The sequence below is a fragment of the Roseovarius maritimus genome (assembly GCF_043355895.2).
Lineage (GTDB): Bacteria > Pseudomonadota > Alphaproteobacteria > Rhodobacterales > Rhodobacteraceae > Roseovarius > Roseovarius maritimus.
On record NZ_JBHFPF020000019.1, the window covers coordinates 1 to 25,295 of the forward strand.

Consider the following 25,295-nt stretch of genomic DNA (forward strand, 5'->3'; position numbering starts at 1 on the left):
TGGCTGACCAGATCCGCCGCCTCCACCTTCAGCTTCTGCGCAGACTCGTGGCTGACGTATAGTTCCGGGATCGGGGTGAGATTGCTGAGGGTCGTCATGGGAATCGCCTTTGGAAATTGCCTGCCGGTATGCTGACGGATCGCGGCGCTTGACTGGCCGTTTGGCGGCGCCTTAACGCGCCAAGGCAGGATAAGTCTAGCGCAGAGACCCGATTGAGGCTCCTAAGGACGATTTTTCCGCAATCTGGCGCGTCAAGGTCGCAATCGTTCGGCGATCAGCGCGCCAACGCCTCGGCATTGACCAACAGATCGACGCCCGGTTGCACGGGCACGCGGCGCACCTCGCCCTCGGCAGGAGGCGGTGCGGTCATGAGGTCCGACAGACAGATCATCAGACGCCCCAGGGTCGAGGCGGGCAGGACCGGCGGCTGGGCCGTCGCCTCATCCGGGGCATCGCCATGGGCGCCGAAAAGGCGCGCATCCCCGGGAACCAGTGTGGAAAGACGGCCGGCGGTTTCCAGATACTCAGCCAGCGAGGCGCCCGGCACCTGCGCATAAAGCGCGCCCTCGTAGAGGTAGTCGGCGGCAAAGAGCAGCCCGGCCTCGGCATCCCAGAGCGATACGCTGTCGGGCGAGTGACCGGGCGTATGGAGCAGTGTCAGCTGGCGCCCGCCCAAGTCGATCACGCTGTCCAGGGCCAACCATTCGGTAACGGCGAAGCGAGGCGCACTGCGCTCTTCGCGGTCACCTAGAAAGAGCGTGTCCGAGGGTGTGACATGGCCCGTGCCATCCTCGCAGGCGCGCAGCACCGGCAGGTCTGGCAGGGCGACGTGGTCGAAACCGATGATATTGCCCAGATGATCATAATGCATATGCGATGGCAGAACCGTCAGCGGCAGGTCTGTCAGCTCGGCGATCACCGGGGGCAGGGTGCCGTAATAGGATCCGGTATCGAAGAGCAGCGCACGATCCTTGCCGCAGATCAGATAGCTCCAGTTCTGCTGATGATAGCGTGGCTCACCGATGGCGGTGACGCCAGCGGCGACCGGAACCAGTTTGTACCAGTCCGCCGCGCTCATCCCTCGAAGCCCCAGCCGTCGGGCTGAAACCCATGCGGCAGAACCAGCCGTGTCGCGGCTTCTTCACCCAACCAGACGGACATTGCCGTGGCGGGCTGATCGGGCAGGCAGGCGGCGAGGTAGGGGATGCCTTCCTCATCCTTGACGCGCGCCGTTTCGAATCCCGCCTCGCTCAGGGCAAGCTCCGCGGCGTCCCACTCGGCGCCGTTGCCGGGGACAAAAGCATAATCGATATCCGCCACATCCGGCAGATCGGCGGCCTCGGTGATTTCCGCCCAGACGGCGTATGTCTCGGCCTTTTGAGCAGCGAAGTCGTGGGTCATTCGGCGGGGGCCGCGTTCACTGCGTCCTCATTTTCGGCCATGCCATGTTCGGCCAGCCAGCGCTCCGCCTCCAATGCTGCCATGCAGCCCATTCCGGCGCTGGTCACCGCCTGTCGGTATTTGTGATCGGTCAGATCCCCGGCGGCAAAGACACCGGGCAGGGAGGTTTCGGTACTGTCGGGTTTGGTCACGACATAGCCGCCCATATGCGTCTCCAGCACGTCCTTGACCAACTCGTTCGAGGGGGCGTGGCCGATGGCGATGAAGACGCCCTTGGCGGGGATGTCGGTAATCTCGCCGGTCTTGGTGTGCTTGACCTTCACACCCTCGACGCCCAGCGGATTGTCGGTGCCATAGACCTCATCCAACTCGTGGAACCAGAGGGGATGGATCTTGGGGTTCTTCTCCAGCCGGTCGATCAGGATGCGCTCGGCGCGCAACTCGTCCCGGCGGTGGATCAGCGTGACCTTGGAGGCGAAATTGGTGAGGAACAGCGCCTCCTCCACAGCCGTGTTGCCGCCGCCGACAACAACGATCTCCTGACCGCGATAGAAAAAGCCGTCGCAGGTGGCGCAAGCGCTGACGCCAAAGCCCTTGAACTTTTCTTCGCTGGGCAGACCCAGCCATTTGGCGCGTGCGCCGGTGCACAGGATGATCGCATCGGCCACGTACTCGGTGCCGCTGTCGGATTGGCAGACATAGGGGCGTTTGGAAAAGTCGATCGAGCTGATGATATCACCGATCACTTCCGCCCCCATCGCCTTGGCATGGGCCTCCATCCGAACCATCAGGTCGGGGCCTTGTACCTCGGTGTCGCCGGGCCAGTTCTCGACCTCGGTCGTGGTGGTCAGCTGGCCACCCGGCTCGATGCCCTGAACCAGAACAGGCTCCAGCATGGCGCGACTGGCATAAACAGCAGCGGTATAGCCTGCGGGGCCGGAGCCGATGATCAGAACCTTGGTCTTTTTTGTGCCGGCCATGTGCCTTGCCTCTCGCTGGTCTGGGATCTGCGCCCCATATAGCCTCACGCGGGGCGCGGTGAAACCCCTTGCAAACCGGGGTTGCTTCCCCTGCGAATGCTGCGGTATGACGCGCAACGATCTTGCGCAGCTACGAAAGATTGTTGCGCGCATTGGCGCGGTTGATATAACAATCGCGAAATTGAATGAGAGTTGAGGCAGTATGGCCACCACCCGTCTGGACCCGATCGACCGCAAGATTTTGGCCGAGCTTCAGGCCGATGGCCGCATGACCAATGTCGAACTTGCCAAGCGCGTCGGTATTTCCGCCCCGCCCTGCCTGCGCCGTGTGCGCACATTGGAGGAGGCGGGCTATATTCGCGGCTATCACGCCGATGTCGACCCGCGCGAGCTGGGCTTTGAAGTGCAGGTCTTTGCCAATGTCGGCCTGCAAAGCCAGGCCGAATCCGATCTGAGCGCCTTCGAGGCGCGCTGTCGTGACTGGCCGCTGGTGCGCGAGTGCCACATGCTGAACGGCGAGGTGGATTTCATCCTGAAATGCGTGGCGCCCGACCTCAGCACATTCCAGCGATTCCTGACCGAAGAGCTGACGGCGGCGGCCAACGTGGCCAGCGTCAAGACCGCGCTGGTGATCCGCGGCGCCAAGGATCAGCCCGGTGTGCCATTCGAAGTGCTGGAAGAGCGGCTGGCGCGCGACGCCTGATCCTCAGGCGATTGCCCGCCCCCCAGTGCCGAGGGGCGCGCGCGGATGCGCGAGGCCGCCGAAATCGCTGGGTCGCATCAGGTGCGGGAAAAGGCTGATGAAGAGGCCAAGCTGGCGCTGCGTCAGCTGCGTCTCGAAGCCCGGGCCGGGGTGATAGGTCTCGAAACCGAGGCCTGCCGCCGTGATCGTTGCATGGCGGCGAAGCGCGATATGATAAAGTTCCAGATCGCCCGGAGGGCTGAGCGCGATGACATGCATGCCGTCGGTCATCTCGTGCAGCGGGCGCATGATCTGGTCGGTATGGGCCGCACCGGTATTGCCATCGCGGCGCTGCGCAATCCGCGCGCCGGGGCCAACGACGACATCGGCCAGGGGCCGCCCAAGTCCAAGTGCGCCGGTCTGGATGCGCGTCAGTCGGGCGCGGCTTGCGCCGGGGTCGATCCCGTCACTCGGCTGAGGCCACGTCATGCAGCCGATCCACAAAACAGGCGAGGGACCCCGCTCGTTCGTGACGACCTTCATGCCCGGGTCCAGATCCTCGATCGCGACCGGGCCGCGCGTCGTGGCGATCAGCGTGCCGCGCGCAAAGGCGGAAAAAGCACTGTCGAACACCGGATGGGCGGGCACCGAAGGGCGGGCCGTGCCAATGGTGCCATCGCCGCGCAGATAGGAAATCTCGCACGGGCGCACGGGTTCGGCCGGGTTGCCCAGGTCCATCCCATCGCGGCCGCGCGGGCGCAGATCATCCGCATCGCCGATATTGGCCCGCAGCGCACTGCCGAGCGTGAGGGCGGACGGGGTATAGACCATGATGCGGCGTGCCTTCCTTTTCGGGCCCGTAAACGGGAGGAATCAGGCGCTGCGCAGCGTGCGCGGGCGCAGGCGGAACAGGCCCGTGCGCTGCGAAAACGATTTGCGCTGTCCGCGCTGGAACGGCAGGGCCGGCATGTCGCCCGCAGCGGTCTTGAGGGCCGATGTCATCCAACGCCTTTGCGGTTTGCTGGTCGTGCTCATCTGAAATCTCCTTGTCATGCCCGCCAAGCGGGTCTGATTGTGTGCTCATTGGTCAAACTGCCAGCGATTTGCGGCAGGGATTAGGCCGCTCCGTGACAATGGGTGCGGCACCAGCTTTTTTCGACGGGGTTGCCGTATCGGGCACAATCCACCTGATTTCATGGGCGTTGTCTTGCCTCGCAGGCCGCCTGTTCTGGTTCGGCGGCAGGAGGCGGCGCACAAACTTGGGCAATCCTGGGGCAATTGCGCCCCAGATGCGCTGCGGCCTAGAGCCGGATCGCAGCGATCAGCCTGCCGTAATCCGCCTCGCTGCGGTGGGTGGTGCGGCGATAGGAATAGAATCGGTCCTCGTCGCCATAGGTGCAATGGCCCGTCCACTCGGCATGGCCGATCCCCGCCGCACGCAACCGCGATAGGCCGAAGGCGGGCAGGTCGAACTGCATCCGGCCCTCGGTGCCAGGGGTGAAGAAACGCGCGTGATCGGCATTCTCGGTTATGAAGGCGGCCATGAAATCCGGTCCGACCTCGTATGCATCTTGGCTGATCGAGGGGCCGATGACGGCGCTGATCCGCTCGCGCGCAGCCCCGAGTGCGACCATCGCGTCCACTGTCGCCTCCAAGACGCCGCCGAGCGCGCCGCGCCAACCCGCATGGGCCGCAGCGATCACGCCCGCCTCGGCATCGGCAAAGAGAACTGGTTGGCAATCCGCGGTCAGCACGGCGATGGCGAGGCCCGGCGTGCGGGTGATCAGCCCGTCGGCGCAGGGCCGCTCGGGCAGGGGGGCGTCCAGCGTGATCACATCCGCCGAATGCACCTGGTTCACGTTTTGCAGATGCTCGGACGGCACGCCCATCGCGTCGGCCACGCGGGCACGGTTGATCGCGACGATTTCCTGCTGATCGCTGGAGCCGTGGCCGCAATTCAGCCCCGCGAATATCCCCGATGACGCGCCGCCCCGCCGGGTGAAGAACCCGTGGCGCATGGGTGAAAGACTATCGGCGGTCAGGATTTCGAGGGTCATGGCACCTTTCTTATCCGAGCAAGCCTGGCGGCGGTACGGCGCCTTCGGGATAAAGGGCCATCACCTTGAAGAGCGTTCCCATTTCCGAGGGATGCGTCAAGCGCCGATGTGCCGCGACATGCGCGCTTAGCGCCTCGCCGCTTAGCGCCGCCGCCAGTTTTTGCGCGCGCTGGGTGATGCCCAGCCGTTCGAGAAAGACGCCTTGCGCAGTCAGGCGGGTATGGCGGGCAGGCGCCGCGGCCAGCGCCAGTGCCTCGAAATCGACATGCGCGGTCAGGTCGGCATCGCCGGGCGCATCAAAGGGATCGGAGGGCGCATGGGCGCGCAGCGCCTGGAATGTATCGCCGAGGGCGCGCCAGTCGCCGTAATCGACGATCAGGGCCGTGCCGCCCTTGTTCGCGATGCGCCTGCCCAGTTCCGCCGCGATGCGCGTGGTAACGGGGCTAAACTCCACGATGTCTCCTTCTTCCGTATCCTCCAGCCGGTGCGTCAGCATTGGCAAGAGCGTGGGCGCGCTGAGCGCGGAGGTCAGGCGGTCCGCCTGCCGCGTCACCATGCGCTCGCGCCAGCTGTCGCCGCTGCGCTGCGCCTGCCGGATCGGCAGCGCGTCGAAAAACTCGTTGGCGACGGCAAAGAGCGGCAGGTCCGGCAGAGTTTCGACGCTGGCATGCCATTCGGGCGCATGTCCCTCCAGCGTGCGGGCCTGCACGCCGCGCAATGTGGGCGAGGTTTCAACCAGATGCACCTCCGCGGCCGCGTGAAAGCCGGGCACGGCACGGGTGGCGCGCAGGATATCGGCCATCAGAGTGCCGCGGCCCGGCCCCAGCTCGGCCAGTGCGAAGGGGGTGGGCGCGCCTTGATCCAGCCACGTCTGGGCAAGGGCGAGGCCCATCAATTCGCCGAACATCTGGCTGATCTCGGGCGCGGTGGTAAAATCGCCCGCCGCGCCCAGGGGATCACGCGTGGCATAGTAGCCGTGCTGCGGATGCATCAGGCAGGCGGACATGTAGTCGGCCAGCGTCATCGGCCCGTCCGCGTCGATCTGCGCGATCAAAAGGCGGGCAAGATCGCTCATCGAGGCTTGCGTCGCACCTGCATCGCCAAGAGGAGCAGGCCGAACGCGATCATCGGCAGCGACAAAAGCTGGCCCATCGTCAGGCCATATCCGCCGCCGAATTGCAGCGCATGGCCCAGCGGATTTTCCGGCGACCAGAATTGCGCATCGGCCTGGCGCACGAATTCCACCGCAAAGCGCGCCGCGCCGTAGCCAATGAAGAAGCAGCCCGAGATCCAGCCCGGCGATTTCAACGCACCGCGCCGGTAGGCCAGCCAAATCAGGACCGCGCCCAGCAGGACGCCTTCCAGAAGCGCCTCGTAGAGTTGCGACGGATGGCGCGCGCAGAGGCCCGTGATGTCGCCGCAATCCTGCGCCGCCGCGCCCGGAAAGATCACGCCCCAGGGCAGATCGGTTTGCCGGCCCCAAAGCTCGGCATTGATGAAATTCGCGATCCGCCCCAGCGCCAGACCGATGGGCGCGGCCATGGCCAGCAAATCGCCGACCGACAGCATCCGCAGCCCGTGGCGCATCGAAAAGGCAACACAGGCGATGAGCACGCCCAACATGCCGCCGTGAAACGACATGCCGCCCTGCCAGACCTGCAGGATCTCCGCCGGGTTCGACAGGTAATAGCCCGACTGGTAGAAGAGCACAAAGCCCAGCCGTCCGCCCAGAATGACGCCCAGAATGGCCCAGAACAGCAGATCCTCGACCTGCTTGGCAGTCATCACGGGGCCGTCCTTGCCCCATAGGGCAGGGCGCCTTACCGCGCCCAGCACGAGGCGCCAGCCAATCAGGATGCCGGCGATATAGGCCAGCGCATACCAGCGCAGCGCGAACTCCATGCCGAAGATGGAGATCGAGAACAGCTCGGGCGAGATGTCGGGGAAGGGGATGGCTGCTATCATGGCGATGTCATGACCGCGCGCGAGGGGGGAAGTCAACGGGGTGCGCGCATCTTGTGATCGGAGCGTGCGCGGCCCATATTGGGGATAACAGGCGGCAGTGCCGCAACGCCACAGGAGACAGCTATGCAAACCCGCAACAAAGTGATGGACGACATCTCGCAACTGATGACCAACGCGATGGGCGTGGCCCAAGGCGCGCGTCAGGAGGCCGAGACGGCGATGTCCTCGATGATCGACCGCTGGCTGGCCGATCGCGATTTCGTCACGCGCGAAGAGTTCGACGCAGTGCGCGCCATGGCGCAGAAGGCCCGCGAGGAAAATGAGGCGCTGAAGGCGCGTCTTGACGCTATGGAAGCCTCCAAAGACCGCCGCTAAACGGTTCTCAGCGCCGGTTTCAGGCGCTGGGTATCCACGATCCGGCCCAGATGACGCGGCCCAGCGGGGTGATCCGGTCCAGTGCGGGGCCTGTCACGATGCGAGGCGCCTCTGCCGGATCAGCCCCGGCAAAGAGGAGCATTCCCGGCTCGGGGCGACCCACATGGCTGATGGTGATCCGGTCACCCTCCAGGCAGGCCCAGAGCGCATGTGCGCCGGGCCAGGATATCTTGCAGTCCAGAAGACATAGCGCCCCCTCAGGCACGAGGCTCCTTTCAGGTGCGATGACGGCGCGCAGATCTTCGCTATTCCAGCCATGTTGCAGCAGCCATCCGGCATCGACCGCGATAGGGGAATACGTTTCGTCTTTGGCCCCAAGCGGCTGCGCCAGCGGGTGATAAGCGATGCGGGCCATCTCTGTAGCCGCGGCCTCGTCAGAGCCGCGCGCGCCGCGTTGCGGGCTGACGGGCTCCATCGTGAGTGTCATGTCCATCGCGGCGATGATCCGGATCAGCTTCGATATCTGCATGTCACGGCCATCACGGAGGCTGCGCATGGTGCTGACATCCAGCCCCAGCTTGCGCGCATAGCCGCGCAGCCCGTGGCGAGCGATCCCTTCGTTGGCGACATCGCGCAGTGTTTGCAAATCGAAGTGTGACATGCGCGCGATAATGCACGTTCGAAACTTATTGACTAGTCGGTTAAAATTTTACACGCTGTGCGAATGTTTCCACGTTTTCCGTGGGTTACCAGTATAGAGTGTGTTCTACCGGGGGGTTCTCCCATGGGGTGTGTTGCGTTGGGGCGCCCGCGGAATTTTTTGTCGAAACGGGCCAGCCCGTCGGACCGTGCCGTGCGGGCTGGCAACCTCGCCGGGCGTGCCGGATGAGCGACCGCGCAGCAAGCCATGTGCGCGCGATCCAGGACCGTCTTGCCCGTCTTCGCATGCTGCGACAGATCACACGTGACGCTCCTGATCGTCTGCGCCGCGACGCGGCGATCGTTGCCTATACCCGCACGGTCGACAGCCTGGTCGAGGATCTGATGGCCCTTGACGAGATGGGGCTGCTGACGGCCTGCATCCGGCGTCTGGGCATGCGCAATCGGCCTGAGCGGAGCGAGTAGCGCCCACTACCTGCTTTGTGGTCCCCGTGATCTAGCGGCGCGGGGCATTCCGTCCACAACTTATTGCGGTTATCCCCAACAAATTGCTTTACAGAACGCTGCAGGTGGCGCACCATATCTGGTAATAGGAAGGGGCTAAACCCCATCCACTTGAGCAGTCATCCAGTGTTTGGGGGCGCCAGATCCCCTCCGCCGGAGCGAACCCAAAGGTGACGACATGGCATTGTCCGAGCAATTTTTGACAGACGATATTCACCCTATCGACATGGTCGAGAACCTTGCCGAACATAATGACTGGCAATTCGATCGCGTTGGCGATGACCAGATCGCGATGGCGGTCGAGGGTCAGTGGCGCACCTATTCGATCACGCTGGCCTGGTCAGCTTATGACGAAACGCTGCGCATGGTCTGTACCTTCGAACTGGACCCTCCCGGCGAAAAGCTGCCGGTACTCTACGAGGCGCTGAACGAGGTCAACGACCAGTGCTGGGCTGGCGCATTTACCTACTGGAGCGAGCAGAAACTGATGGTCTATCGCTATGGCCTGCTGATGTCTGGCGGGCAGGTCGCGTCGCCCGAGCAGATCGACAGCATCATTACAGCCGCAGTTCTCAACGCCGAGCGCTACTACCCCGCCTTCCAACTGGTGCTGTGGGGTGATCGTACTCCGCGCGATGCCATGCAGGTTGCCATTGCAGAGGCGTATGGCCGCGCGTAACCTCACGCCCTGAACCTGAAAACAGGCGAAAGGGACGAGATATGGATATGGATTTTGTGGCCGAAAAAGGCCTCGTGCTGCTGGGCTGCGGCAAGATGGGCGGCGCCATGCTGGAAGGCTGGCTAAATGGCGGATTGCCGGCCTCCTCGGTCTGGGTGATCGACCCCAAGCCGTCCGACTGGCTGAAATCGACCGGTGTCACCATCAACGGTGATCTGCCCGAAGCGCCCGGCATCGTGCTGATCGCGGTCAAGCCGCAGATGATGGGCGACGCGCTCCCCTCCCTGAAGGAAATGGGCAACGGAACGACGCTCTTCATCTCTGTCGCCGCAGGTACGCCGATTTCCGCCTTCGAGGACGCGCTGGGCGCGCAAAGCCCGATCATCCGCGCCATGCCAAATACGCCCGCGGCCGTGGGCCGGGGGATCACCGCGATCATCGGCAATGTCCACGCCAGCAGCGCCCAACTGGATCTGGCCGAGACGCTGCTGACCGCCGTGGGGCAGGTCGTGCGGCTTGAGACCGAGGACCAGATGGATGCCGTGACCGGCGTTTCCGGCTCGGGCCCCGCGTATGTTTTTCACATGATCGAATGCATGGCCAAGGCTGGCGAGGCTGAAGGGCTGGCCCCCGAACTGGCGATGCAACTGGCGCAGGCGACCGTCGCAGGCGCAGGCGCGCTGGCCGAAAATGCCAAAGAGACGCCGTCCGAGCTGCGTGTCAACGTGACCAGTCCCAATGGCACCACGCAGGCAGGGCTGGAGGTGCTGATGGACGAGCATAACGGCCTGCCGGATCTCATGCGCCGCACGGTGGGGGCCGCCGCAAACCGGTCGCGGGAACTCAAGAATGGCTGAGATCACCTTCGACGACTTTCTCAAGGTGGATATCCGCGTGGGCCGCGTCATCCGGGCCGAGCCCTTTCCCGAGGCGCGCAAGCCCGCGATCAAGATGTGGATCGACTTCGGCGACGAGATCGGCGAGCGCAAGACGTCGGCGCAAGTGACCAAGCATTACACGCCGGAGGCCTTGACGGGCCGCATGGTGATGGGCGTCGTCAACTTCCCGCCGCGCCAGATCGGTCCCTTCATGTCCGAGGTGTTGGTTCTGGGTGTCGCGGACGCGGAGGGTGAGATTGTACTGCTGTCCCCGGATCAGGATGTGCCCATCGGAGGGCGGATGCATTGAGCCGCATTTTCCTGACCCGCCCCCTGCCTGCAAGCGTCATCGCCGCCGCCGAGGCGCATTTCGACGTCGAGGTGCGCGAAAGCACGTTGCCGATGAAACCTGCCGAGATGCGGGCGGCGCTGGCTCTTTATGATGGTGTTCTGCCGACGCTGCGTGACAATTTCGATGCCGATGTCTTCGAGGATGGCGGCCACCGCTGCAAGGTGCTGGCCAATTTCGGCGTGGGCTACAACCATATCGACGTGGACGCCGCGCGCGCCTGCGGCATCACCGTCACCAACACGCCGGGCGCCGTGACCGACGCGACTGCGGATATCGCCATGACCCTCATGTTGATGAGCGCGCGCCGCGCGGGCGAGGGCGAGCGGATGGTGCGCAGCGGCACGTGGGAGGGGTGGCACCCGACCCAGATGCTGGGCCTGCACCTGGGCGGCAAGACGGTGGGCATCGTCGGTATGGGCCGCATCGGCCAGGCGATCGCCAGGCGCTGCCATCATGGCTTTGGCATGAAGGTGATCTATCAGAACCGGTCCCGGAAATCGCTGGACCTGCCTGCCGAGCAGATGGACAGCATCGAGGCGCTGGCCGCGCGGGCCGATGTGGTCATTACCTGCGTGCCGGGCGGGGCCGAGACGCATCACCTCATCGGGGCCGAAGCCTTTGCCGCGATGCAGGACCACGCGCATTTCATCAACATCTCACGCGGCGACGTGGTGGATGAGGCGGCGCTGATCGAGGCGCTGCAATCGGGCCAAATCGCTGGCGCGGGCCTTGATGTGTATGAGCATGAGCCGAAGGTGCCGGCCGAACTGATCGCGCTGGAGAATGCAGTGCTGCTGCCGCATCTGGGCACCGCCGCGCTGGAAGTGCGCGAAGCGATGGGGATGCTGGCAGTCGAGAACCTGCGCGCGTTTTTCGCGGGGGAGACACCGCCCAATGCGGTGACATGAGCCAGCCCGCCATCACCGGCAGCGGTGTCTTCACGCCGCCGCATGTCATTAAGAATGACGAGCTGGTGACGGCGTTCAACGCCTATGTGAATGGGTACAACGCCGATCACGCTGCGGAGATCGCGGCCGGCGACGTGCCCGCCAGGGCGCATTCCAGCAGCGCCTTCATCGTGAATGCCTCAGGCATCCATCAGCGCTACGTGATGGAGAAATCGGGCATCCTCGACCCCGAGGTCATGCATCCGCGCCTGCCGCCCCGCCGCGATGATCAGCCAGGTCTGATGGCGGAAATGGCGCTGGATGCCTGCCAAAAGGCGCTGGCAGAGGCCGATCGTAACGCGGCGGAGGTCGACCTGATCATCTGCGCCGCGTCGAACCACGAGCGGGCCTATCCGGCGATTGCGGTGGAAATTCAGGATCTTCTGGGCGCTCAAGGTTTTGCTTTCGACATGAACGTTGCCTGCTCCTCGGCGACGTTCGGGATCAAGGCGGCGGCGGACATGATGCGCGCGGGCGGCGCGCGCTGCGCCATCGTGGTCAGCCCCGAGATTTGCAGCGCACATCTGGAATGGCGTGACCGCGATTGCCATTTCATCTTCGGCGATGTCTGCACGGCAGTGGTGATCGAGCCCGAGGAACGTGCAAAGGGCGGGCATTTTCGCGTTCTCGGCACCCGCTGCGCGACGCAATTTTCCAACAATATCCGCAACAATGACGGTTTTTTGCGCCGCGCCCATGACCAGATGGAGGACCGGCGCGACATGCAGTTCATGCAGGAAGGGCGGCGCGTTTTCAAAGAGGTGCTGCCGCTGGTCTCGACCCATATCGCCGATCATCTGGTCGAGGCGGGGATCGCGCCGGATGCGCTGAGCCGTCTGTGGCTGCATCAGGCCAACAAGGCGATGAACGACTTCATCGGGCGCAAGGTTATGGGCCGCACGCCAACACCGCTGGAGCAGCCGAATATCCTGCAGGACTACGCCAACACGTCCTCGGCCGGATCCATCATCGCATTTTCAAAATACAGTAGCGACCTGCCGCCAGGCGCCAAGGGCATGATCTGCTCTTTCGGCGCGGGTTATTCGGTGGGGTCGGTCTTGGTCGAGCGGGCCTGATCATCGCGCGCTTGCCGCGCTGCGCGGATGCCTTGGACCGCGATCTGCGCACCGGGCCATGCGATGCTGAACGCCGCTACGATCGAAGCCAGCACAGCCCAGAACGATGTGTAACCCAGCGAGAAACATATGGCGATCAACGCGCCGGATATGGCCGTTCCGCTGAGGAGCGTCAGGAATACCAGTAGCTTGTCCATGGAATTTCCTCCTTGCCATTGTAACAACGTCTGGCTGTGGGCTGCCGTTCCGCGTTACCGCCGGCCTTGCGGCGGCCCGGCTCTCAGCGCGCCCGGGGCCGCGCCGTAGCGCTGGCGCATCGCCCGCGCCATGGCGGCGGGGGAATCGTAGCCGCAGCGCACGGCGATCTCGCCCACGGGCAGCACGGTGCTGTCCAGCAGCTTGCGCGCCTCGGACAGGCGCAGATGGCGATAGACTGTTCCCGGTGGCGCGCCCAGCGCACGGCGGAAATGCCGGTCCAGCGTGCGGGGCTGGCAATGCAGCTGCTGCGCTATGGCGGCAAGCGGAAGGGGCCGCTCGACATTGGCGCGCATCTGCGCGAGCGCGCCGCGCACAAGCGCATCATTTTGATACGCGTCGCCTTGCGGCAGGGCGGCTGAGGTATCGCTGCCATGCATGAACTGGTCCTCGACATCCAGGCGCACCGCCATACCGCCATGATGCGCGATCACCTCCATCATCAGATCCAGTGCGCTCATCGCGCCGGCGCAGGTGATGACCGGCCCGTCGCGCGTGACCCTGCTGCGCTCGACATCGACATCTAGGAACCGCTCGGCGAAGGCATCTTGCAGATCCCAATGCAGTGTTGCGCGCCGCCCCGAGAGGAGGCCTGCCGAGGCCATCAGCCACGGACCTGCATCCATACCGACGACGATCCGCGCCCGCCCGGCGGCGGTGCGCAGGGCCTTGCGCACGAGGGGTGTGTCGTGGCGGATGTGATCGTAACTTATCAGAATAAATAGATAATCACAGCGCTCCAAGCGCCCCAGCGCATCATGTGGCAGCACCTGCATCCCGCTGGAGCTGCGCGCAGGCTCACCCGTCAGAGTGGCGATGCGCCACTGGAAAAGATCTGCGCGACTGACCGAATTCGCGGCGCGCAGCGGCTCAAGGCAGTTGGCAAGGCAAAGGTTCGAAAACCTGTCGAAGAGCAGGAAGGCAATGGTCGTCGGGGCATCGCGCGGTTTTGTCCATTTCTGCATCATGGCTGTCTGATACTGCACGATAGCCGCTTGCGCCAGCGTTACGATGCTGGCCAAGCCCTGATTCAGAAATTCACCCGAAAGGATGCCGAATGCCTCTTATGATGAACCGCGACGTCTTTATCACCTGCGCCGTGACTGGCGGCGGCGGCACGCAGGACCGCAGCCCGCATGTGCCGCGCAGCCCCGAACAGATCGCCGAGAGTGCCATCGCGGCGGCCAAGGCTGGCGCCGCCATCGTGCATTGCCACGTCCGCGACCCCGAGACCGGCGCGCCCAGCCGCGATCCCAAGCTTTATCGCGAGCTGACCGAGCGCATCCGCGCCAGCGATACGGATGTCGTGCTGAACCTGACTGCCGGGATGGGCGGCGACATGATCTTTGGCACCCCGGAAAAACCCCTGCCGCTGAGCAACAGCAGCGACATGGTCGGCGCGTCAGAACGGGTGGAGCATGTGCTGGACTGCCTGCCCGAGATCTGCACGCTGGATTGCGGCACGATGAACTTCGCCGAGGCGGATTACGTGATGACGAACACGCCCGGCATGCTGCAGGCGATGGGCGGCATGATGACCGAGGCAGGCGTCAAGCCCGAGATCGAAGCCTTCGACACCGGCCACCTGTGGTATGCCAAGCAGCTGGTCAAGGACGGTATTCTTGAGGCGGACGCGCTGGTGCAGCTCTGCATGGGTGTGCCGTGGGGCGCGCCCAACGACATGAACACCTTTATGGCGATGGTGAACAACGTGCCCGCCGATTGGAACTGGTCGGCGTTCTCGTTGGGCCGCGACCAGATGCCTTTTGTAGCGGCCTCGGTTCTGGCAGGCGGCAACGTCCGCGTCGGCCTTGAGGATAATCTGATGCTCGATAAGGGCGTTTTGGCCGAGAATCACCAGCTGGTGACCCGCGCCCGCGAGATCATTGAGCGGATGGGCGCCAAGGTGATGTCGCCCGCCGATGTGCGCGACAAGCTGAACCTGAAAAAGCGCGCCCCGAAGTGAGCCAGCGCGTCCTCATCACCGGAGGTGGATCGGGCATCGGCTACGGCCTTGCCCGCCGCTTCGCCGCGCGCGGCGACAGAGTGGCGCTCTGCGATGCCAACGCGGGCGCCGTGGCGAGCGCCGCCGAGGCATTGCCGGGTGCGATTTGCCGCCAGGCCGACGTCACGGACGAGGCGCAGATGGCAGGTTTTCTGGGCGAGGTCGAAGAGGCATGGGGCGGCGTCGACGTGGTCTGCGCCAATGCTGGCACGGGTGGACCTGCGGGGCGGATCGAGGATCTGGACTATGCCGACTGGCAGGCCTGCATCGATGTGAACCTTGGCGGCGCATTCCTCACCTGCCGCTGGGCCGCGCGCATCATGCGGGCGCAGGGGGAGGGCTCGATCATCATCACCTCATCGACTTCGGGCCAATGGGGCCACCCCTACCGCTCGCCCTATGCGTCGGCGAAATGGGGTCTCGTCGGCCTCACGAAAACGCTGGCGATGGAGCTGGGCCCCGTGGGCGTGCGCGTCAACGCGATCTGCCCCGGTGCGGTCGAGGGCGAGCGGATGGACCGCGTCGTGGCGATGGAGGCCAAGGCCTCGATGCGCGATGAGGCGGATGTGCGCCAGCAATACGTGCGCGGCGTTTCCATGCGCACGTGGGTCACGGTGGACGATCTGGCCGATACGGTCCTCTTCCTCGCGTCCCCTGCCGCCAGCAAGATATCCGGCCAGATCATCGCGATCGACGGCCATACCGAAACCAACGCGCCCTGAGCGGCGCATGAGAGAATTGACATGACCAAGCAAATGACAGCCGCCATCATCGGCGGCGGCGTGATCGGCGGCGGATGGGCCGCGCGCTTCCTGCTGAACGGCTGGGACGTGCGCATCTTCGATCCCGACCCGGAAGCCGAGCGCAAGATAGGAGAAGTACTCGGCAATGCGCGCCACGCGCTGCCGATGCTCTACGATTACGCGATGCCCGCCGAGGGCCAGCTTACCTTTCACGACACGCTGGCCGAGACGGTGACCGGCGCCGACTGGATCCAGGAAAGCGTGCCCGAGCGGCTGGACATCAAGCACAAGGTCTATGCCGAGATCCAAGGCGCCTGCGATGCATCCGCCATCATCGGCTCGTCCACCAGCGGCTACAAGCCGAGCGAGCTGCAGGAGGGCGCCACGCGCCCCGGTCAGATCATGGTCTGCCATCCGTTCAATCCGGTCTACCTGCTGCCTTTGATCGAGGTGGTGGCCACCGAGGCCAGCGACACCGCAACCGTCGACCGCGCTGCCGAGATGCTGACCTCCGTCGGCCTCTATCCCCTGCGCGTGCGCAAGGAGATCGACGCGCATATCGCTGACCGTTTCCTCGAGGCGGTCTGGCGCGAGGCGCTCTGGCTGGTCAAGGACGGCATCGCCACGACCGAGGAGATCGACAACGCGATCCGCTACGGCTTTGGCATCCGCTGGGCGCAGATGGGGCTCTTCGAGACCTATCGCGTCGCGGGCGGTGAGGCCGGGATGAAGCATTTCATCGACCAGTTCGGCCCTTGCCTCAAGTGGCCCTGGACCAAGCTGATGGACGTGCCCGAACTGACTGATGAGCTGGCGCAGATGATTGCCGACCAGTCCGACGACCAGTCCGGCCACCTGACCATCCGCCAGCTGGAGCGCAAGCGCGACGGCAACCTGATCGCAATGATGCGGGCCTTGAAACAGCAGGGCAACGCGTCGGGGCGTCTGCTCAATGAACACGAAAAAACGATGCGCCCCACGTTAGAGGCCGGCACGCCGATGCTCAGCCTCAGCCGCACGATCCCCATCGACTGGACCGATGTGAACGGGCACATGAACGAGGGGCGCTACGGTCAGATTTTCTCGGACGCGTCCGAAGAGGTGATGGCCTATGTCGGCGCGGATGACGCCTATATCGCAGGTGGTCATAGCTATTTCACGGTCGAGACGACCACGAAATACCTGGCCGAGACCCATGCGGGCGAGGCCGTCGAGGTCTATAGCCGCGTCACCGAAGGCAAGGGCAAGAAGCTGCGCTGCCTGCACGAGATGCGCCGCACCTCGGATGGCGAGGTCATGGCGGCCTGCGACCAGTTCATGCTGCATGTCAGCTTAGAGACCCGCCGCACCTGCGAGCCTTCGCCCGAGGTTGCGCGCGCCGTCGAGGCGCTGGCTGCGGCCCATCAAGGAGCAGAGAAATGAATTTCGGACTGACCGACGAGCAGGAAATGATCGTCTCGACCGTGCGCAGCTTTGTCGAGAACGAGATCTACCCTCACGAGGCCGAGGTCGAGCGCACCGGCGAGGTGCCGCCCGAACTGGCACGGACGATCAAGCAGAAGACGATTGATCTGGGCTTCTACGCCTGCAATTTCCCCGAGGAAGTGGGCGGCGCGGGCCTCAGCCATCTCGAATTCGCGCTGGTCGAGCGCGAGCTGGGCCGCGGCTCAATGGCGCTGACGCATTTCTTCGGCCGGCCCCAGAACATCCTGATGGCCTGCAATGACGAGCAGCGCGAGCGCTACCTCTTGCCTGCCGTGCGCGGCGAGCGGATGGATGCGCTGGCGATGACCGAGCCGGGCGCCGGATCGGACGTGCGCGGCATGAAATGCACCGCAAAACGCGATGGCGGCGATTGGGTGATCAACGGGACCAAGCATTTCATCTCGGGCGCGGACCATGCCGATTTCATTATCGTCTTCATCGCGACGGGCGAGGACGACACGCCGAAGGGTCCCAAGAAACGCATTACGACCTTCCTCGTCGATCGCGGCACGCCGGGCTTCACCATTCGCGACGGCTACAAATCGGTCAGCCATCGCGGCTACAAGAACATGATCCTCGAATTCGACGATTGTCGCCTGCCGGACGCGCAGGTGCTGGGCGAGGTCGATGGCGGCTTCGAGGTGATGAATGAATGGCTCTACGCGACCCGGATCACCGTCGCCACCATGTCCGTGGGCCGCGCACGCCGCTGCTTCGATCTGGCGCTGAACTACGCGGCCGAGCGCAAGCAGTTCGGCCAGCCCATTGGCAAGAACCAGGGCGTCAGCTTCCAGATCGCGGACATGATCACCGAGATCGACGCTGCCGACTGGCTCACCCTCGCCTCGGCCTGGCGGCTGGACCAGGGCCTGCCCGCCAACCGCGAGATTGCATCGGCCAAGCTCTACGCGTCCGAGATGCTGGCGCTCGTTACGGATGCCACCTTGCAGATCTACGGCGGCATGGGCCTGATGGACGATTTCCCGATCGAGCGGTTCTGGCGCGACGCGCGGGTTGAACGCATCTGGGACGGCACGTCCGAGATCCAGCGCCACATCATCAGCCGCGATCTGCTGCGGCCTTTGGGCGCCTGAGCGGATGTCGCCCCAGAAGAGTTTCGCCTTCGGCGAGGATATTTGGGGCCAAAAGATGCAGGGGAGGGGTTTGCCCGCCTCCCCTGCGTGACACGCAAGTTTCCTTGCATCTCCTGGCACGGTCATCGGCGTCCCCGCCTGTACCGTGTGATCAAGATGCGCGGAAATGGTTAATAAAACGTTGTATCTTCTGGCGGAAAATATCCCCGCCGGAGGGGTATCCTGCAGCCATGCGGATTCGACCAGTTGGTGTCAGGACGTCTCAGGCTTTTAAACCTGCTTTAATTCCAGTGTGTTACGATTCCCAGCAGGCACCATCTGGGGCCGTAAATGGTTGTTACCTAGTGTTGACGGGAGGGTAGATATTATGCGCGTTGGGAACAAGTTGAAAGCTTTGGCAGTGAAGAGTGCTCCGCCGGGGAAGCACGGTGACGGGAATGGGCTTTGGCTGCTGAAGCGCGAAGACGGCGGGGGCCAGTGGAGCTTTCGCTACAGTCTTTGGGGGCGTCGGAAGGAAATGGGCCTGGGGTCGCTCAAGGAGGTCACGCTTCGTGACGCGCGTGACGCAGCCGAAGACGCGCGCCGCGACCTGCGGGAGGGGCTCGATCCCAAGAAACAACGAAGAATTCGCCTCGGACAAATCCGCCGGGTCAGTGATACGCTCGAAGCTGTCGCGGAAGACGCCTATGAGTCGCACAGGAAGACGTTGAAGCGCGATGACGGCCGCTGGTTCAGTCCGCTCCGAGTGCATGTGCTGCCTAAACTCGGAGAGAGGCCGATCGATCAGATCGATCAGCACGACATCCGCGATGCGCTCGCGCCACTTTGGCATTCGAAGAACGAAACTGCCCGCAAGGCGCTGTCTCGCCTCAAAACCGTCTTCGTTCATGCGCTGGCACTTGGCCTCGACGTCAAACTTCAAACTCTTGAGAACGCGAAAGTGCTCCTTGGCCGTGCCGAGGTCAGCTGTAGCCATATCGAAGCGATGCCTTGGGCGGACGTGCCAGAGTTTTATGGCACGCTCGGCGAGAGCCAAGCCGAATTGGCATTGCGTCTTCTGATCCTGACTGGCGTCCGAAGCGGGTCTGTCCTAAATTTCGACTTCGATCAAATCGAGAGCGGTGACTGGGTGATCCCCTCAGATCACCTTAAAGGCCGAAAGTCACAGAAGAAGACGTTCACTGTCCCCCTGTCACCCGAAGCTCTTAACGTCCTCGACCTTGTCCGCAAGCATCAGTCCAGCGCCCATGCTTTTTCGAACAGCCGCGGTGGCCGCATCGACAAAATGGCGATGAGGAAACTACTGGTCGAGCGTGGTCTCGCGGCGCGGCCGCACGGGTTCCGGTCATCGCTTCGGACATGGCTCGCGGAGGCGACGGACTGTCCAAATGACGTCGCCGAAGCCATGCTTGCACATGAGACCGGATCTGATGTCGAGCGCGCCTACAAGAGAACCGATTTTCTTGAGAAACGTCGTTCCTGGACCGATCTTTGGTCTAACTTCGTTACGGGGATCGAGGCCAATATCGCCAAGGCGGCCTGACGAGGACTGATCAGGAAGAGTGCAGAGCGGTCCTCCAGCATTAGGGCTCTCCAAACAAGGAGAGCCCTAATGCATTCCAGGTTCTTGAAATTTCCTTTGGCCCACCGCAGCACATGGATTTTCGAAAAATGAAACCTGACCTGCTGGCGACCACCTTTTCAGATTTTCGGGTCACGTTTCCTGAAATTCTCCAGAAAATAATCTCAGCCGAGCCGACTCCCCCCAGATTCTCATGAAATCATCCATCTTTCAGGAAAATTTCCAAGAAATCGGCCTGTGACGACCAACGCCTCCTAATGTGAGGGGCTTCAGCCGCCTTTTTCGTCCATACGCTGCTCCACAAGGCGTCTGATCATCTCCGGTCTCGTCGGCAGATCGTCTTCCGCGCGCCGCAGCGCATCTATCCGCTCGATCATTTTGACGGGCATACGCACAAGAACAGCTTGGGTATCTGTTTTCTCGTCATTTTTCTTAGATATCATGATATTCATCCTTGACGTAGATATATAGATATCGTAATATATAAGCAAGCCAAGGTCGGGCGGCAACCCAACCTTGGCTCTAAATCACAAACCGATCTGAGAAGGAGATCAATTCATGACCTACCAAGCCAATAACACAACCGCCGGGACCACAGAAGAGCCGCAAGACTTCGTCCACAGCCCGGTCTCCCGCGACTTTTCTCGGCTCCTGATCGCGCTTCGCGCGGCTGTCGAGGCCGAGATTGATACCCTCAAATGCGACGTGTTCGATGAGGAGTTCAAAGATCGGGCCTCGCGCGCCGAAAACGCGTGGATGGATGTCATCAATATTGCGCAGAAAATCCTGAGGAATGATGCGATGCGGGCCGAAGATGATGAGCTTCGTCATGTTGCCGCCCACATCAGCATCTCGACATATCTTGAGCATTCCGAAGATTGCCAGGCGTATCAAACACTTGTTCGCGACTATTCTCCGATCTTTCCCTGCAGTGCTGACACCGCGGTCGGAAGGCGCAGCGAACAGATGATCGCGATTGCGCGGGAATGGTTCAAAACACTCGATTGGGCGGTTCTGGGCAGGGATCCGCGGGCTGAGATGCAGGCCGCCGCAATGTGACGGCCACTCGCGCGGTCTAAGGGTCGCTCCTGGCCGCGCGCCGTCATCCTCTGTCTTCATCCATTCAATGGGAGGCCATCATGCCGTTCCAGCCCGAATTTCCCGGATTCTGTTCGATTGCGCGCTCAGCACCCACGCTTTCGAATGCTCTCGAGGCTTATCCCCATGTGTCGTCAAGAACGATCAGTCGATATGCCAAGCGCATCGGCCGCGCCGGTGAGCACCTCGTTGATAGTATACTCACTCGATATGGCGATCACATTCTCGCCGCGCCAGAGGATGAACCCTTCGACCGGCTCGTCAGGCGCGGTGATCGGCATGTCACGATCCAGGTCAAGACCTCGGCGCGCGCTGTCGACGGGTTCTATAAATTCTCGATGAAGCGCGGCTATAGCGGATCGCCCAAGGGCATCCGATCATATGGAGCAGGCGACTACGACATTGCCGCGCTCGTCGCTTTGCCGGAGAACGTCGTCTTCTTTTCAGCGGACCGGCGGGAGTCGTATCGCATAAGTCTCGACCAGATTGCAGGTCTGCGCGCGCATCCACGGGCGAGCTACCTTTGCGCGCTTGAAGAGATCGGGCTTCTCGAGCCCGGCATGTCTGAAGGCGCGCCCCCCTGAGCCGGGATTATCAGCCTTCTGAGCAGGTCGACCGGCGCCTCGCCTCTCGGGGCGGCGCCGCATCAGCTGCCTTCACTCGAAATCCCATCGGATCCGGTTTCCGGACCCGCCGTCCCCCTATTCCTGAAAGACACCTAATGACCCAATCAAACACCGAACCTAAGTGGCAACCGCTTGCCCAGCAGGCTCTGGAGCGCCTGCGCAGCCTGCCGGGCGGACCACGGCAGACCGAGGAGGATGATCCGTTCACCGAGCACGCTCTCCTGCTCGATGAAGAGCCGTTGCCGGAGGCGAAAGCCAAGCGGCGGGTCATCGCGAAGACCAGTCAAACGGATCAGGCTGGCAAATCCAAAAAGCGCATTCCGAAGCCGCGGCCGCACCCGCGAACGCAGCCGCGTGATCTCACCCTGCTTTTCCGCCTCTGTGCGACGTTTGGAACGCAATCCGACGTCGACAAGCTGCTGAACGCCGGCGCGCTGACATTGATCGAGGTCGGCGATGCGTCGATGAGTGCAATTCTCGAGCTCTTCGAGACTGCGCTTTTCGACCGAGAGGTGACGTTCGGGTCAGATACATACCTGCCGAAAGGCGCTCCAGGATCGACCCTCGTCGCACTCACATTGACGGAGCCGGAATATCGCAGAGACACCCGCGACCAGAGAAGCAAGATCATTGCTGCGCTGGAGTCACCACATCCAGTTCTTTTGCTCGCACCAAGCTTTGACCAGGTGCCGAGAGACATTCTGAACTGCCTGCCGCCCCCGCAGCGCCTTGCACCTGCCTCGCGGGATATTCTCTTGGCACTCACAAGACAGGTCTATTCACCATCCGCCTCCGAGGCGCGAAAGGTTCAACAGATGCTGCCCGATCCGGCGTCTGATCTCTCATGGCCGCGCCTGGCAGCCGCCTTGCGCGAACGGACTGCCGCATCATTCGCGGCGAAGGTGGTCTCTTTGACCACCCAAGATTCAAGAGACGGCCCGACTCTCGCAGACATCGAGGGCTTTGGGGCCGCGGAAGACGCGGCACAGCAAATGGTGTCCGACCTCCAGGACTGGCGTGCTGGTGATCTTGCGTGGTCCGAGGTTCAAAGATCCGTTCTGTTCCACGGCGCTCCAGGCACCGGCAAATCTTTCTTGGCTTCGGCTATGGGAAACAGCGCAGGCGTTTCGATGGTCCGCGGGAGCTTCGCCGCGTGGCAGGCCGCTGGCCATCTCGGAGACATGCTGAAGGCGATGCGCGAGACTTTCCAGAATGCGGTGCAAGCGCGACCCTCGATCCTAGTCATCGACGAAGTCGACGCGCTCGGCGATCGCGCAAGCCCGGAAAAGCATAATGCGAACTACACCCATCAAGTCATCAATGGCTTTCTTGAACTCATGGATGGTTTGAAAAATCTTGAGGGGCTCATGGTCGTCGGCACCTGTAACTTCCCTGATCGGATCGACGCTGCGGCGATGAGGCCCGGCCGGTTCGACCTCAAGGTCGAAGTGCCCTTGCCCGGTGCAGCGGCCATCCGCAGGATGCTCCGGGACGGGCTGCCCGAAGCCATTGTCGCGCCGGATCTCGAGCATCTGGTCTCTGCTGCCGCAGGCCGAAGCGCCGCCGAGATCGACGGTGCGCTCCGCGCCGCGCGCACCCGCGCGAGGTCGCAAGACCGAGCCCTTCAGGTAAGCGATCTGCTCACCCAGTTCGGCGCAGAAGCCCGCAATTCGGCGCTGGAATACCGGATCGCGATCCACGAATGTGGGCACGCCATCGTGCATCAGTTTCTGGGTATGGGGCGCGCCAACCGCGTCGCGCTGACGACGACTGGTGGCGGGACATGGGTCAGTTCCCCTCGCACCGAAGGCCTCATCGCAGATTGTGAGAACCAGCTGATCCACTTGCTTGCAGGCCGCGCGGCTGAGCGTGTTGTGCTCGGCGCTCCCACCGCCGGTGCAGGTGGCAGCGAAACATCGGATCTTGCCCAAGCGACCCGGAAGGCCGCGGAGATCGATACGAAGCTCGGGCTTGGCGCCGAAGGCCTTGCGTGGACCGATCTTGATCACAGCCTTTATCTGCATGATCCCGAGAATGCTGCAAGAGTTCGAGACCGCCTCGAGTCGGCCGAAGCGCGGGCGATCTCGATCCTGTCGGCGCATGAGGCCCTATTGAAAAATATGGGGAATGCATTGTTCAAGGCCAGGATGCTGGAAGGCGAAGCGCTTGAATACTGGATGCGAAAAATCGAAGCCGCCAACGACGGCAAGGGAGCTGGCCAAAAGCGACGAATGAGCGGGCCCGCGTTCATGCCGGATAATCCGACCTCAGGTTACCCATCCGGCTCCGGGCCGTGAGGATCATCAAACCGCGCCCCGGCGACCTGAAATGCGGTTGCCGGGACGCGAATTTGTGGATGGTAGCACCGGAAATCCGGGCCGTTACCAACGCGGCCTTCAGTATGCCCCACGTTCGGAGAGCCAAGCGCGTAGGGCGAGTTCGGACCAGCCGACACGCCGGGAGGACAGCTTCACGGTTTGTGGAAAATCACCCGCATACATGAGCCGATAGAGGCTCGATTTGCTGAGACCTGTGATCGCTTCGACTTCGCGGCGGTTATAGATTCTGTTCTCAATCGTCATATGAAATCCTTCCTTGAAATGACTAATGAGAACTTAACCGATGAAGGTTTCGGCAAGGTTTAACGATAAGTCACGCATCCGCGGGCGATTCACCGGAGGCTTGCCTCGAGGTCGATTCCGACGAAGTTCTGTTTTCACCCGCAATGGATGCAACGACTGACTGCAGTGTCTCGGCTCGCGTTCGCTGCTCCTCCGCATTGCGCTTCAGGCCCGTTATCGACACCTTTGCTGCCCGCAGACGTTCCTCAAGCTGCGCGATGCGCTCGGCTTGGGTTTCGGCATCCGTTTCCATTTGTTTGATCACGTCCAGCCGCTCGCACGAGAGCGCCTCGGCTTCGTCGCGATTCCGTTCAAGTAGCGTTCTGTCAGCCTCGAAACTGCGCGTCGCTTCAGACATCGCCACCGTCCACACGTAGTCGTGGAGGTGTGAAAGTTCGTCGGTAACTTCGTCCGGTGCGCGGAGAAGCGCCTCGTTTTCTGCACGCATTTCGGACATCAGACGTGTCGCGGTGGTGTAAGAGCCAACCCCCGCGCGGTCACAGATCGTCTTCGCGCTGATTTTGGCCCCCTCTTTTTCGAGGAGCGACTTCGTTTCTGCAAAAAGTTTTTTGGTAAGTAACTGCTGCGCCATTCTTTTTCTCCCAGCATTGTTCCGTGACATGAGATACTGAAGCGCGATTAAAGCCGGGTTTAAAATACGGTTACCGTAATGATTACGGTATCTGTTACGGTAATCATTACGGTGGCGCCCTGTCCGGACGTGCTCCGATGCTCGCCTGGCGTCAGAGGTGCGAAGGATGGCGGGTGGCTGAACCGAGCGCGTCAGCCGGACACAGCTGGACGGTCGAGACGGGCTACTTTGATCATACGGCGCACCCGGATCTCGCTTTGCGTCATCTACGGTTTCAGACGACCGCGCAAATCGAACGCATCGGGCATAAAGGACTTGGGCGAATGCAAAATGAACTGGAATATGTGGCCTTGATCAAACTGATCGAACACACTTATCACAATGATGCCGAAGCCATCAGCCGTTTTCTTGAGCGACCTCACGTGCTTCTGAACGGGCGCTCTCCAAGGGATGTCATGGACAGCGGCAGCACAGGCGCTAATGAAGTGCGGATCTTGTTGGAGCGCGCCAATGCAGGCATTGCAATCTAACCAATTTTGCACCTCACCATCGGTTTGGCCCTATCAAGAAAAGTTGCAGATTGACGTTACGGCTTCTTCGCATGATGGTGGGAACGAACGCAGAACAGCCAGGGCGAT

The 25,295-nt window shown here is 62.6% G+C and carries 31 protein-coding genes; 17 read left to right on the forward strand and 14 right to left on the reverse strand.

From position 1 onward, the window contains the following. Nucleotides 1-274: 274 nt before the first annotated feature. Genes ACEWPM_RS18925 through trxB form a run of 3 tightly spaced genes read right to left on the reverse strand, consistent with a single transcriptional unit; the run spans nt 275 to nt 2,381 of the window. The gene (locus ACEWPM_RS18925) at nt 275-1,078 is read right to left on the reverse strand and encodes an MBL fold metallo-hydrolase (protein WP_393963871.1); all 804 of its coding nucleotides are present in this window, start codon (nt 1,076-1,078) and stop codon (nt 275-277) included. Further along, nucleotides 1,075-1,401 carry a ribonuclease E inhibitor RraB gene (locus ACEWPM_RS18930; RefSeq protein WP_393963872.1) on the reverse strand — a complete coding sequence of 109 codons (327 nt, stop codon included), beginning with the start codon at nt 1,399-1,401 and terminating at the stop codon, nt 1,075-1,077. Before ACEWPM_RS18930 ends, ACEWPM_RS18925 begins: the two co-directional genes overlap by 4 nt. After that, entirely contained in the window at nt 1,398-2,381 is a 984-nt protein-coding gene (gene trxB / locus ACEWPM_RS18935) for a thioredoxin-disulfide reductase (RefSeq protein ID WP_393963873.1), read from the reverse strand. Before trxB ends, ACEWPM_RS18930 begins: the two co-directional genes overlap by 4 nt. Nucleotides 2,382-2,583: 202 nt before the next feature. Between trxB and ACEWPM_RS18940 the strand changes: the two genes are divergently transcribed. Further along, a complete protein-coding gene (locus ACEWPM_RS18940) occupies nt 2,584-3,084 on the forward strand; it encodes an Lrp/AsnC family transcriptional regulator (RefSeq protein WP_393963874.1) in 501 nt (166 codons plus the stop codon). A gap of 3 nt (nt 3,085-3,087) precedes the next feature. Here the strand turns inward: ACEWPM_RS18940 and ACEWPM_RS18945 are convergent, their stop codons facing one another. The 5 genes from ACEWPM_RS18945 to lgt all read right to left on the reverse strand — a co-directional run bounded on the left by ACEWPM_RS18945 (nt 3,088) and on the right by lgt (nt 7,085). Next, nucleotides 3,088-3,894: a Hint domain-containing protein gene (locus ACEWPM_RS18945; RefSeq protein ID WP_393963875.1), complete on the reverse strand. Its 807-nt coding sequence runs from the start codon at nt 3,892-3,894 to the stop codon at nt 3,088-3,090. A 42-nt stretch (nt 3,895-3,936) separates the two neighbouring features. Continuing rightward, entirely contained in the window at nt 3,937-4,098 is a 162-nt protein-coding gene (locus ACEWPM_RS18950) for a hypothetical protein (RefSeq protein ID WP_393963876.1), read from the reverse strand. Nucleotides 4,099-4,364: 266 nt separating this feature from the next. Next, complete coding sequence (pgeF, locus tag ACEWPM_RS18955) at nt 4,365-5,120, reverse strand: peptidoglycan editing factor PgeF (RefSeq protein ID WP_393963877.1); 756 nt, start codon at nt 5,118-5,120, stop codon at nt 4,365-4,367. A gap of 10 nt (nt 5,121-5,130) precedes the next feature. After that, complete coding sequence (locus ACEWPM_RS18960; protein ID WP_393963878.1) at nt 5,131-6,195, reverse strand: class I SAM-dependent methyltransferase; 1,065 nt, start codon at nt 6,193-6,195, stop codon at nt 5,131-5,133. Beyond that, a complete protein-coding gene (lgt, locus tag ACEWPM_RS18965; protein WP_393963879.1) occupies nt 6,192-7,085 on the reverse strand; it encodes a prolipoprotein diacylglyceryl transferase in 894 nt (297 codons plus the stop codon). The genes ACEWPM_RS18960 and lgt overlap by 4 nt, the downstream gene beginning before the upstream one ends. Nucleotides 7,086-7,208: 123 nt before the next feature. On the opposite strand from lgt, the gene ACEWPM_RS18970 reads away from it, so the two are divergent. After that, nucleotides 7,209-7,460, forward strand: coding sequence for an accessory factor UbiK family protein (locus ACEWPM_RS18970; RefSeq protein ID WP_393963880.1), 252 nt, complete (start codon nt 7,209-7,211; stop codon nt 7,458-7,460). 19 nt (nt 7,461-7,479) lie between these two features. Here the strand turns inward: ACEWPM_RS18970 and ACEWPM_RS18975 are convergent, their stop codons facing one another. After that, nucleotides 7,480-8,121, reverse strand: a complete 642-nt coding sequence (locus tag ACEWPM_RS18975; protein ID WP_393963881.1) for a hypothetical protein — start codon at nt 8,119-8,121, stop codon at nt 7,480-7,482. Between the two features lie 224 nt (nt 8,122-8,345). Between ACEWPM_RS18975 and ACEWPM_RS18980 the strand changes: the two genes are divergently transcribed. The 6 genes from ACEWPM_RS18980 (at nt 8,346) to ACEWPM_RS19005 (ending at nt 12,556) form a co-directional block, all read left to right on the forward strand. Continuing rightward, the gene (locus tag ACEWPM_RS18980; RefSeq protein ID WP_393963882.1) at nt 8,346-8,585 is read left to right on the forward strand and encodes a hypothetical protein; all 240 of its coding nucleotides are present in this window, start codon (nt 8,346-8,348) and stop codon (nt 8,583-8,585) included. 217 nt (nt 8,586-8,802) lie between these two features. After that, the gene (locus ACEWPM_RS18985; protein ID WP_393963883.1) at nt 8,803-9,303 is read left to right on the forward strand and encodes a type III secretion system chaperone family protein; all 501 of its coding nucleotides are present in this window, start codon (nt 8,803-8,805) and stop codon (nt 9,301-9,303) included. A gap of 41 nt (nt 9,304-9,344) precedes the next feature. Further along, a complete protein-coding gene (proC, locus tag ACEWPM_RS18990; protein WP_393963884.1) occupies nt 9,345-10,160 on the forward strand; it encodes a pyrroline-5-carboxylate reductase in 816 nt (271 codons plus the stop codon). After that, nucleotides 10,153-10,491 carry a tRNA-binding protein gene (locus tag ACEWPM_RS18995; RefSeq protein ID WP_393963885.1) on the forward strand — a complete coding sequence of 113 codons (339 nt, stop codon included), beginning with the start codon at nt 10,153-10,155 and terminating at the stop codon, nt 10,489-10,491. The genes proC and ACEWPM_RS18995 overlap by 8 nt, the downstream gene beginning before the upstream one ends. Next, entirely contained in the window at nt 10,488-11,441 is a 954-nt protein-coding gene (locus tag ACEWPM_RS19000) for a 2-hydroxyacid dehydrogenase (protein ID WP_393963886.1), read from the forward strand. The genes ACEWPM_RS18995 and ACEWPM_RS19000 overlap by 4 nt, the downstream gene beginning before the upstream one ends. Next, nucleotides 11,438-12,556 carry a beta-ketoacyl-ACP synthase III gene (locus tag ACEWPM_RS19005; RefSeq protein WP_393963887.1) on the forward strand — a complete coding sequence of 373 codons (1,119 nt, stop codon included), beginning with the start codon at nt 11,438-11,440 and terminating at the stop codon, nt 12,554-12,556. The genes ACEWPM_RS19000 and ACEWPM_RS19005 overlap by 4 nt, the downstream gene beginning before the upstream one ends. Here the strand turns inward: ACEWPM_RS19005 and ACEWPM_RS19010 are convergent. Further along, nucleotides 12,520-12,753 carry a hypothetical protein gene (locus ACEWPM_RS19010; RefSeq protein ID WP_393963888.1) on the reverse strand — a complete coding sequence of 78 codons (234 nt, stop codon included), beginning with the start codon at nt 12,751-12,753 and terminating at the stop codon, nt 12,520-12,522. The two genes, ACEWPM_RS19005 and ACEWPM_RS19010, sit on opposite strands and share 37 nt — an antisense overlap. 54 nt (nt 12,754-12,807) lie before the next feature. Beyond that, a complete protein-coding gene (locus tag ACEWPM_RS19015; RefSeq protein ID WP_393963889.1) occupies nt 12,808-13,833 on the reverse strand; it encodes a GlxA family transcriptional regulator in 1,026 nt (341 codons plus the stop codon). 35 nt (nt 13,834-13,868) lie between these two features. On the opposite strand from ACEWPM_RS19015, the gene ACEWPM_RS19020 reads away from it, so the two are divergent. From ACEWPM_RS19020 to ACEWPM_RS19040, 5 genes are all read left to right on the forward strand, one after another. Beyond that, nucleotides 13,869-14,777, forward strand: coding sequence for a beta-keto acid cleavage family enzyme (locus tag ACEWPM_RS19020; RefSeq protein ID WP_393963890.1), 909 nt, complete (start codon nt 13,869-13,871; stop codon nt 14,775-14,777). Then, nucleotides 14,774-15,538 carry an SDR family oxidoreductase gene (locus ACEWPM_RS19025; RefSeq protein ID WP_393963891.1) on the forward strand — a complete coding sequence of 255 codons (765 nt, stop codon included), beginning with the start codon at nt 14,774-14,776 and terminating at the stop codon, nt 15,536-15,538. The genes ACEWPM_RS19020 and ACEWPM_RS19025 overlap by 4 nt, the downstream gene beginning before the upstream one ends. A gap of 21 nt (nt 15,539-15,559) precedes the next feature. Further along, complete coding sequence (locus ACEWPM_RS19030) at nt 15,560-16,981, forward strand: carnitine 3-dehydrogenase (RefSeq protein ID WP_393963892.1); 1,422 nt, start codon at nt 15,560-15,562, stop codon at nt 16,979-16,981. After that, complete coding sequence (locus tag ACEWPM_RS19035) at nt 16,978-18,138, forward strand: acyl-CoA dehydrogenase family protein (protein ID WP_393963893.1); 1,161 nt, start codon at nt 16,978-16,980, stop codon at nt 18,136-18,138. Before ACEWPM_RS19030 ends, ACEWPM_RS19035 begins: the two co-directional genes overlap by 4 nt. Nucleotides 18,139-18,505: 367 nt before the next feature. Further along, nucleotides 18,506-19,681: a tyrosine-type recombinase/integrase gene (locus ACEWPM_RS19040; RefSeq protein WP_076530750.1), complete on the forward strand. Its 1,176-nt coding sequence runs from the start codon at nt 18,506-18,508 to the stop codon at nt 19,679-19,681. A gap of 308 nt (nt 19,682-19,989) precedes the next feature. Here ACEWPM_RS19040 and ACEWPM_RS19045 read toward each other — a convergent pair whose 3' ends face one another. Then, a complete protein-coding gene (locus tag ACEWPM_RS19045) occupies nt 19,990-20,163 on the reverse strand; it encodes a ribbon-helix-helix protein, CopG family (RefSeq protein WP_076530752.1) in 174 nt (57 codons plus the stop codon). Between the two features lie 115 nt (nt 20,164-20,278). Here ACEWPM_RS19045 and ACEWPM_RS19050 point away from each other — a divergent pair, with 115 nt between their 5' ends. The 3 genes from ACEWPM_RS19050 (at nt 20,279) to ACEWPM_RS19060 (ending at nt 23,741) form a co-directional block, all read left to right on the forward strand. Then, nucleotides 20,279-20,779: a hypothetical protein gene (locus ACEWPM_RS19050; RefSeq protein WP_076530754.1), complete on the forward strand. Its 501-nt coding sequence runs from the start codon at nt 20,279-20,281 to the stop codon at nt 20,777-20,779. An 80-nt stretch (nt 20,780-20,859) separates the two neighbouring features. Then, nucleotides 20,860-21,402 (forward strand): hypothetical protein, encoded by a 543-nt coding sequence (locus tag ACEWPM_RS19055; protein ID WP_393963894.1) that lies wholly within the window; start codon nt 20,860-20,862, stop codon nt 21,400-21,402. A gap of 137 nt (nt 21,403-21,539) precedes the next feature. Next, nucleotides 21,540-23,741: an AAA family ATPase gene (locus ACEWPM_RS19060; RefSeq protein WP_393963895.1), complete on the forward strand. Its 2,202-nt coding sequence runs from the start codon at nt 21,540-21,542 to the stop codon at nt 23,739-23,741. Between the two features lie 99 nt (nt 23,742-23,840). Here the strand turns inward: ACEWPM_RS19060 and ACEWPM_RS19065 are convergent, their stop codons facing one another. Beyond that, a complete protein-coding gene (locus ACEWPM_RS19065; RefSeq protein WP_076530760.1) occupies nt 23,841-24,026 on the reverse strand; it encodes a helix-turn-helix transcriptional regulator in 186 nt (61 codons plus the stop codon). Nucleotides 24,027-24,096: 70 nt separating this feature from the next. Further along, the gene (locus tag ACEWPM_RS19070; protein WP_076530762.1) at nt 24,097-24,657 is read right to left on the reverse strand and encodes a DNA-binding protein; all 561 of its coding nucleotides are present in this window, start codon (nt 24,655-24,657) and stop codon (nt 24,097-24,099) included. Between the two features lie 173 nt (nt 24,658-24,830). On the opposite strand from ACEWPM_RS19070, the gene ACEWPM_RS19075 reads away from it, so the two are divergent. Next, the gene (locus ACEWPM_RS19075; protein ID WP_170846558.1) at nt 24,831-25,187 is read left to right on the forward strand and encodes an MbcA/ParS/Xre antitoxin family protein; all 357 of its coding nucleotides are present in this window, start codon (nt 24,831-24,833) and stop codon (nt 25,185-25,187) included. Nucleotides 25,188-25,295: the final 108 nt, after the last annotated feature.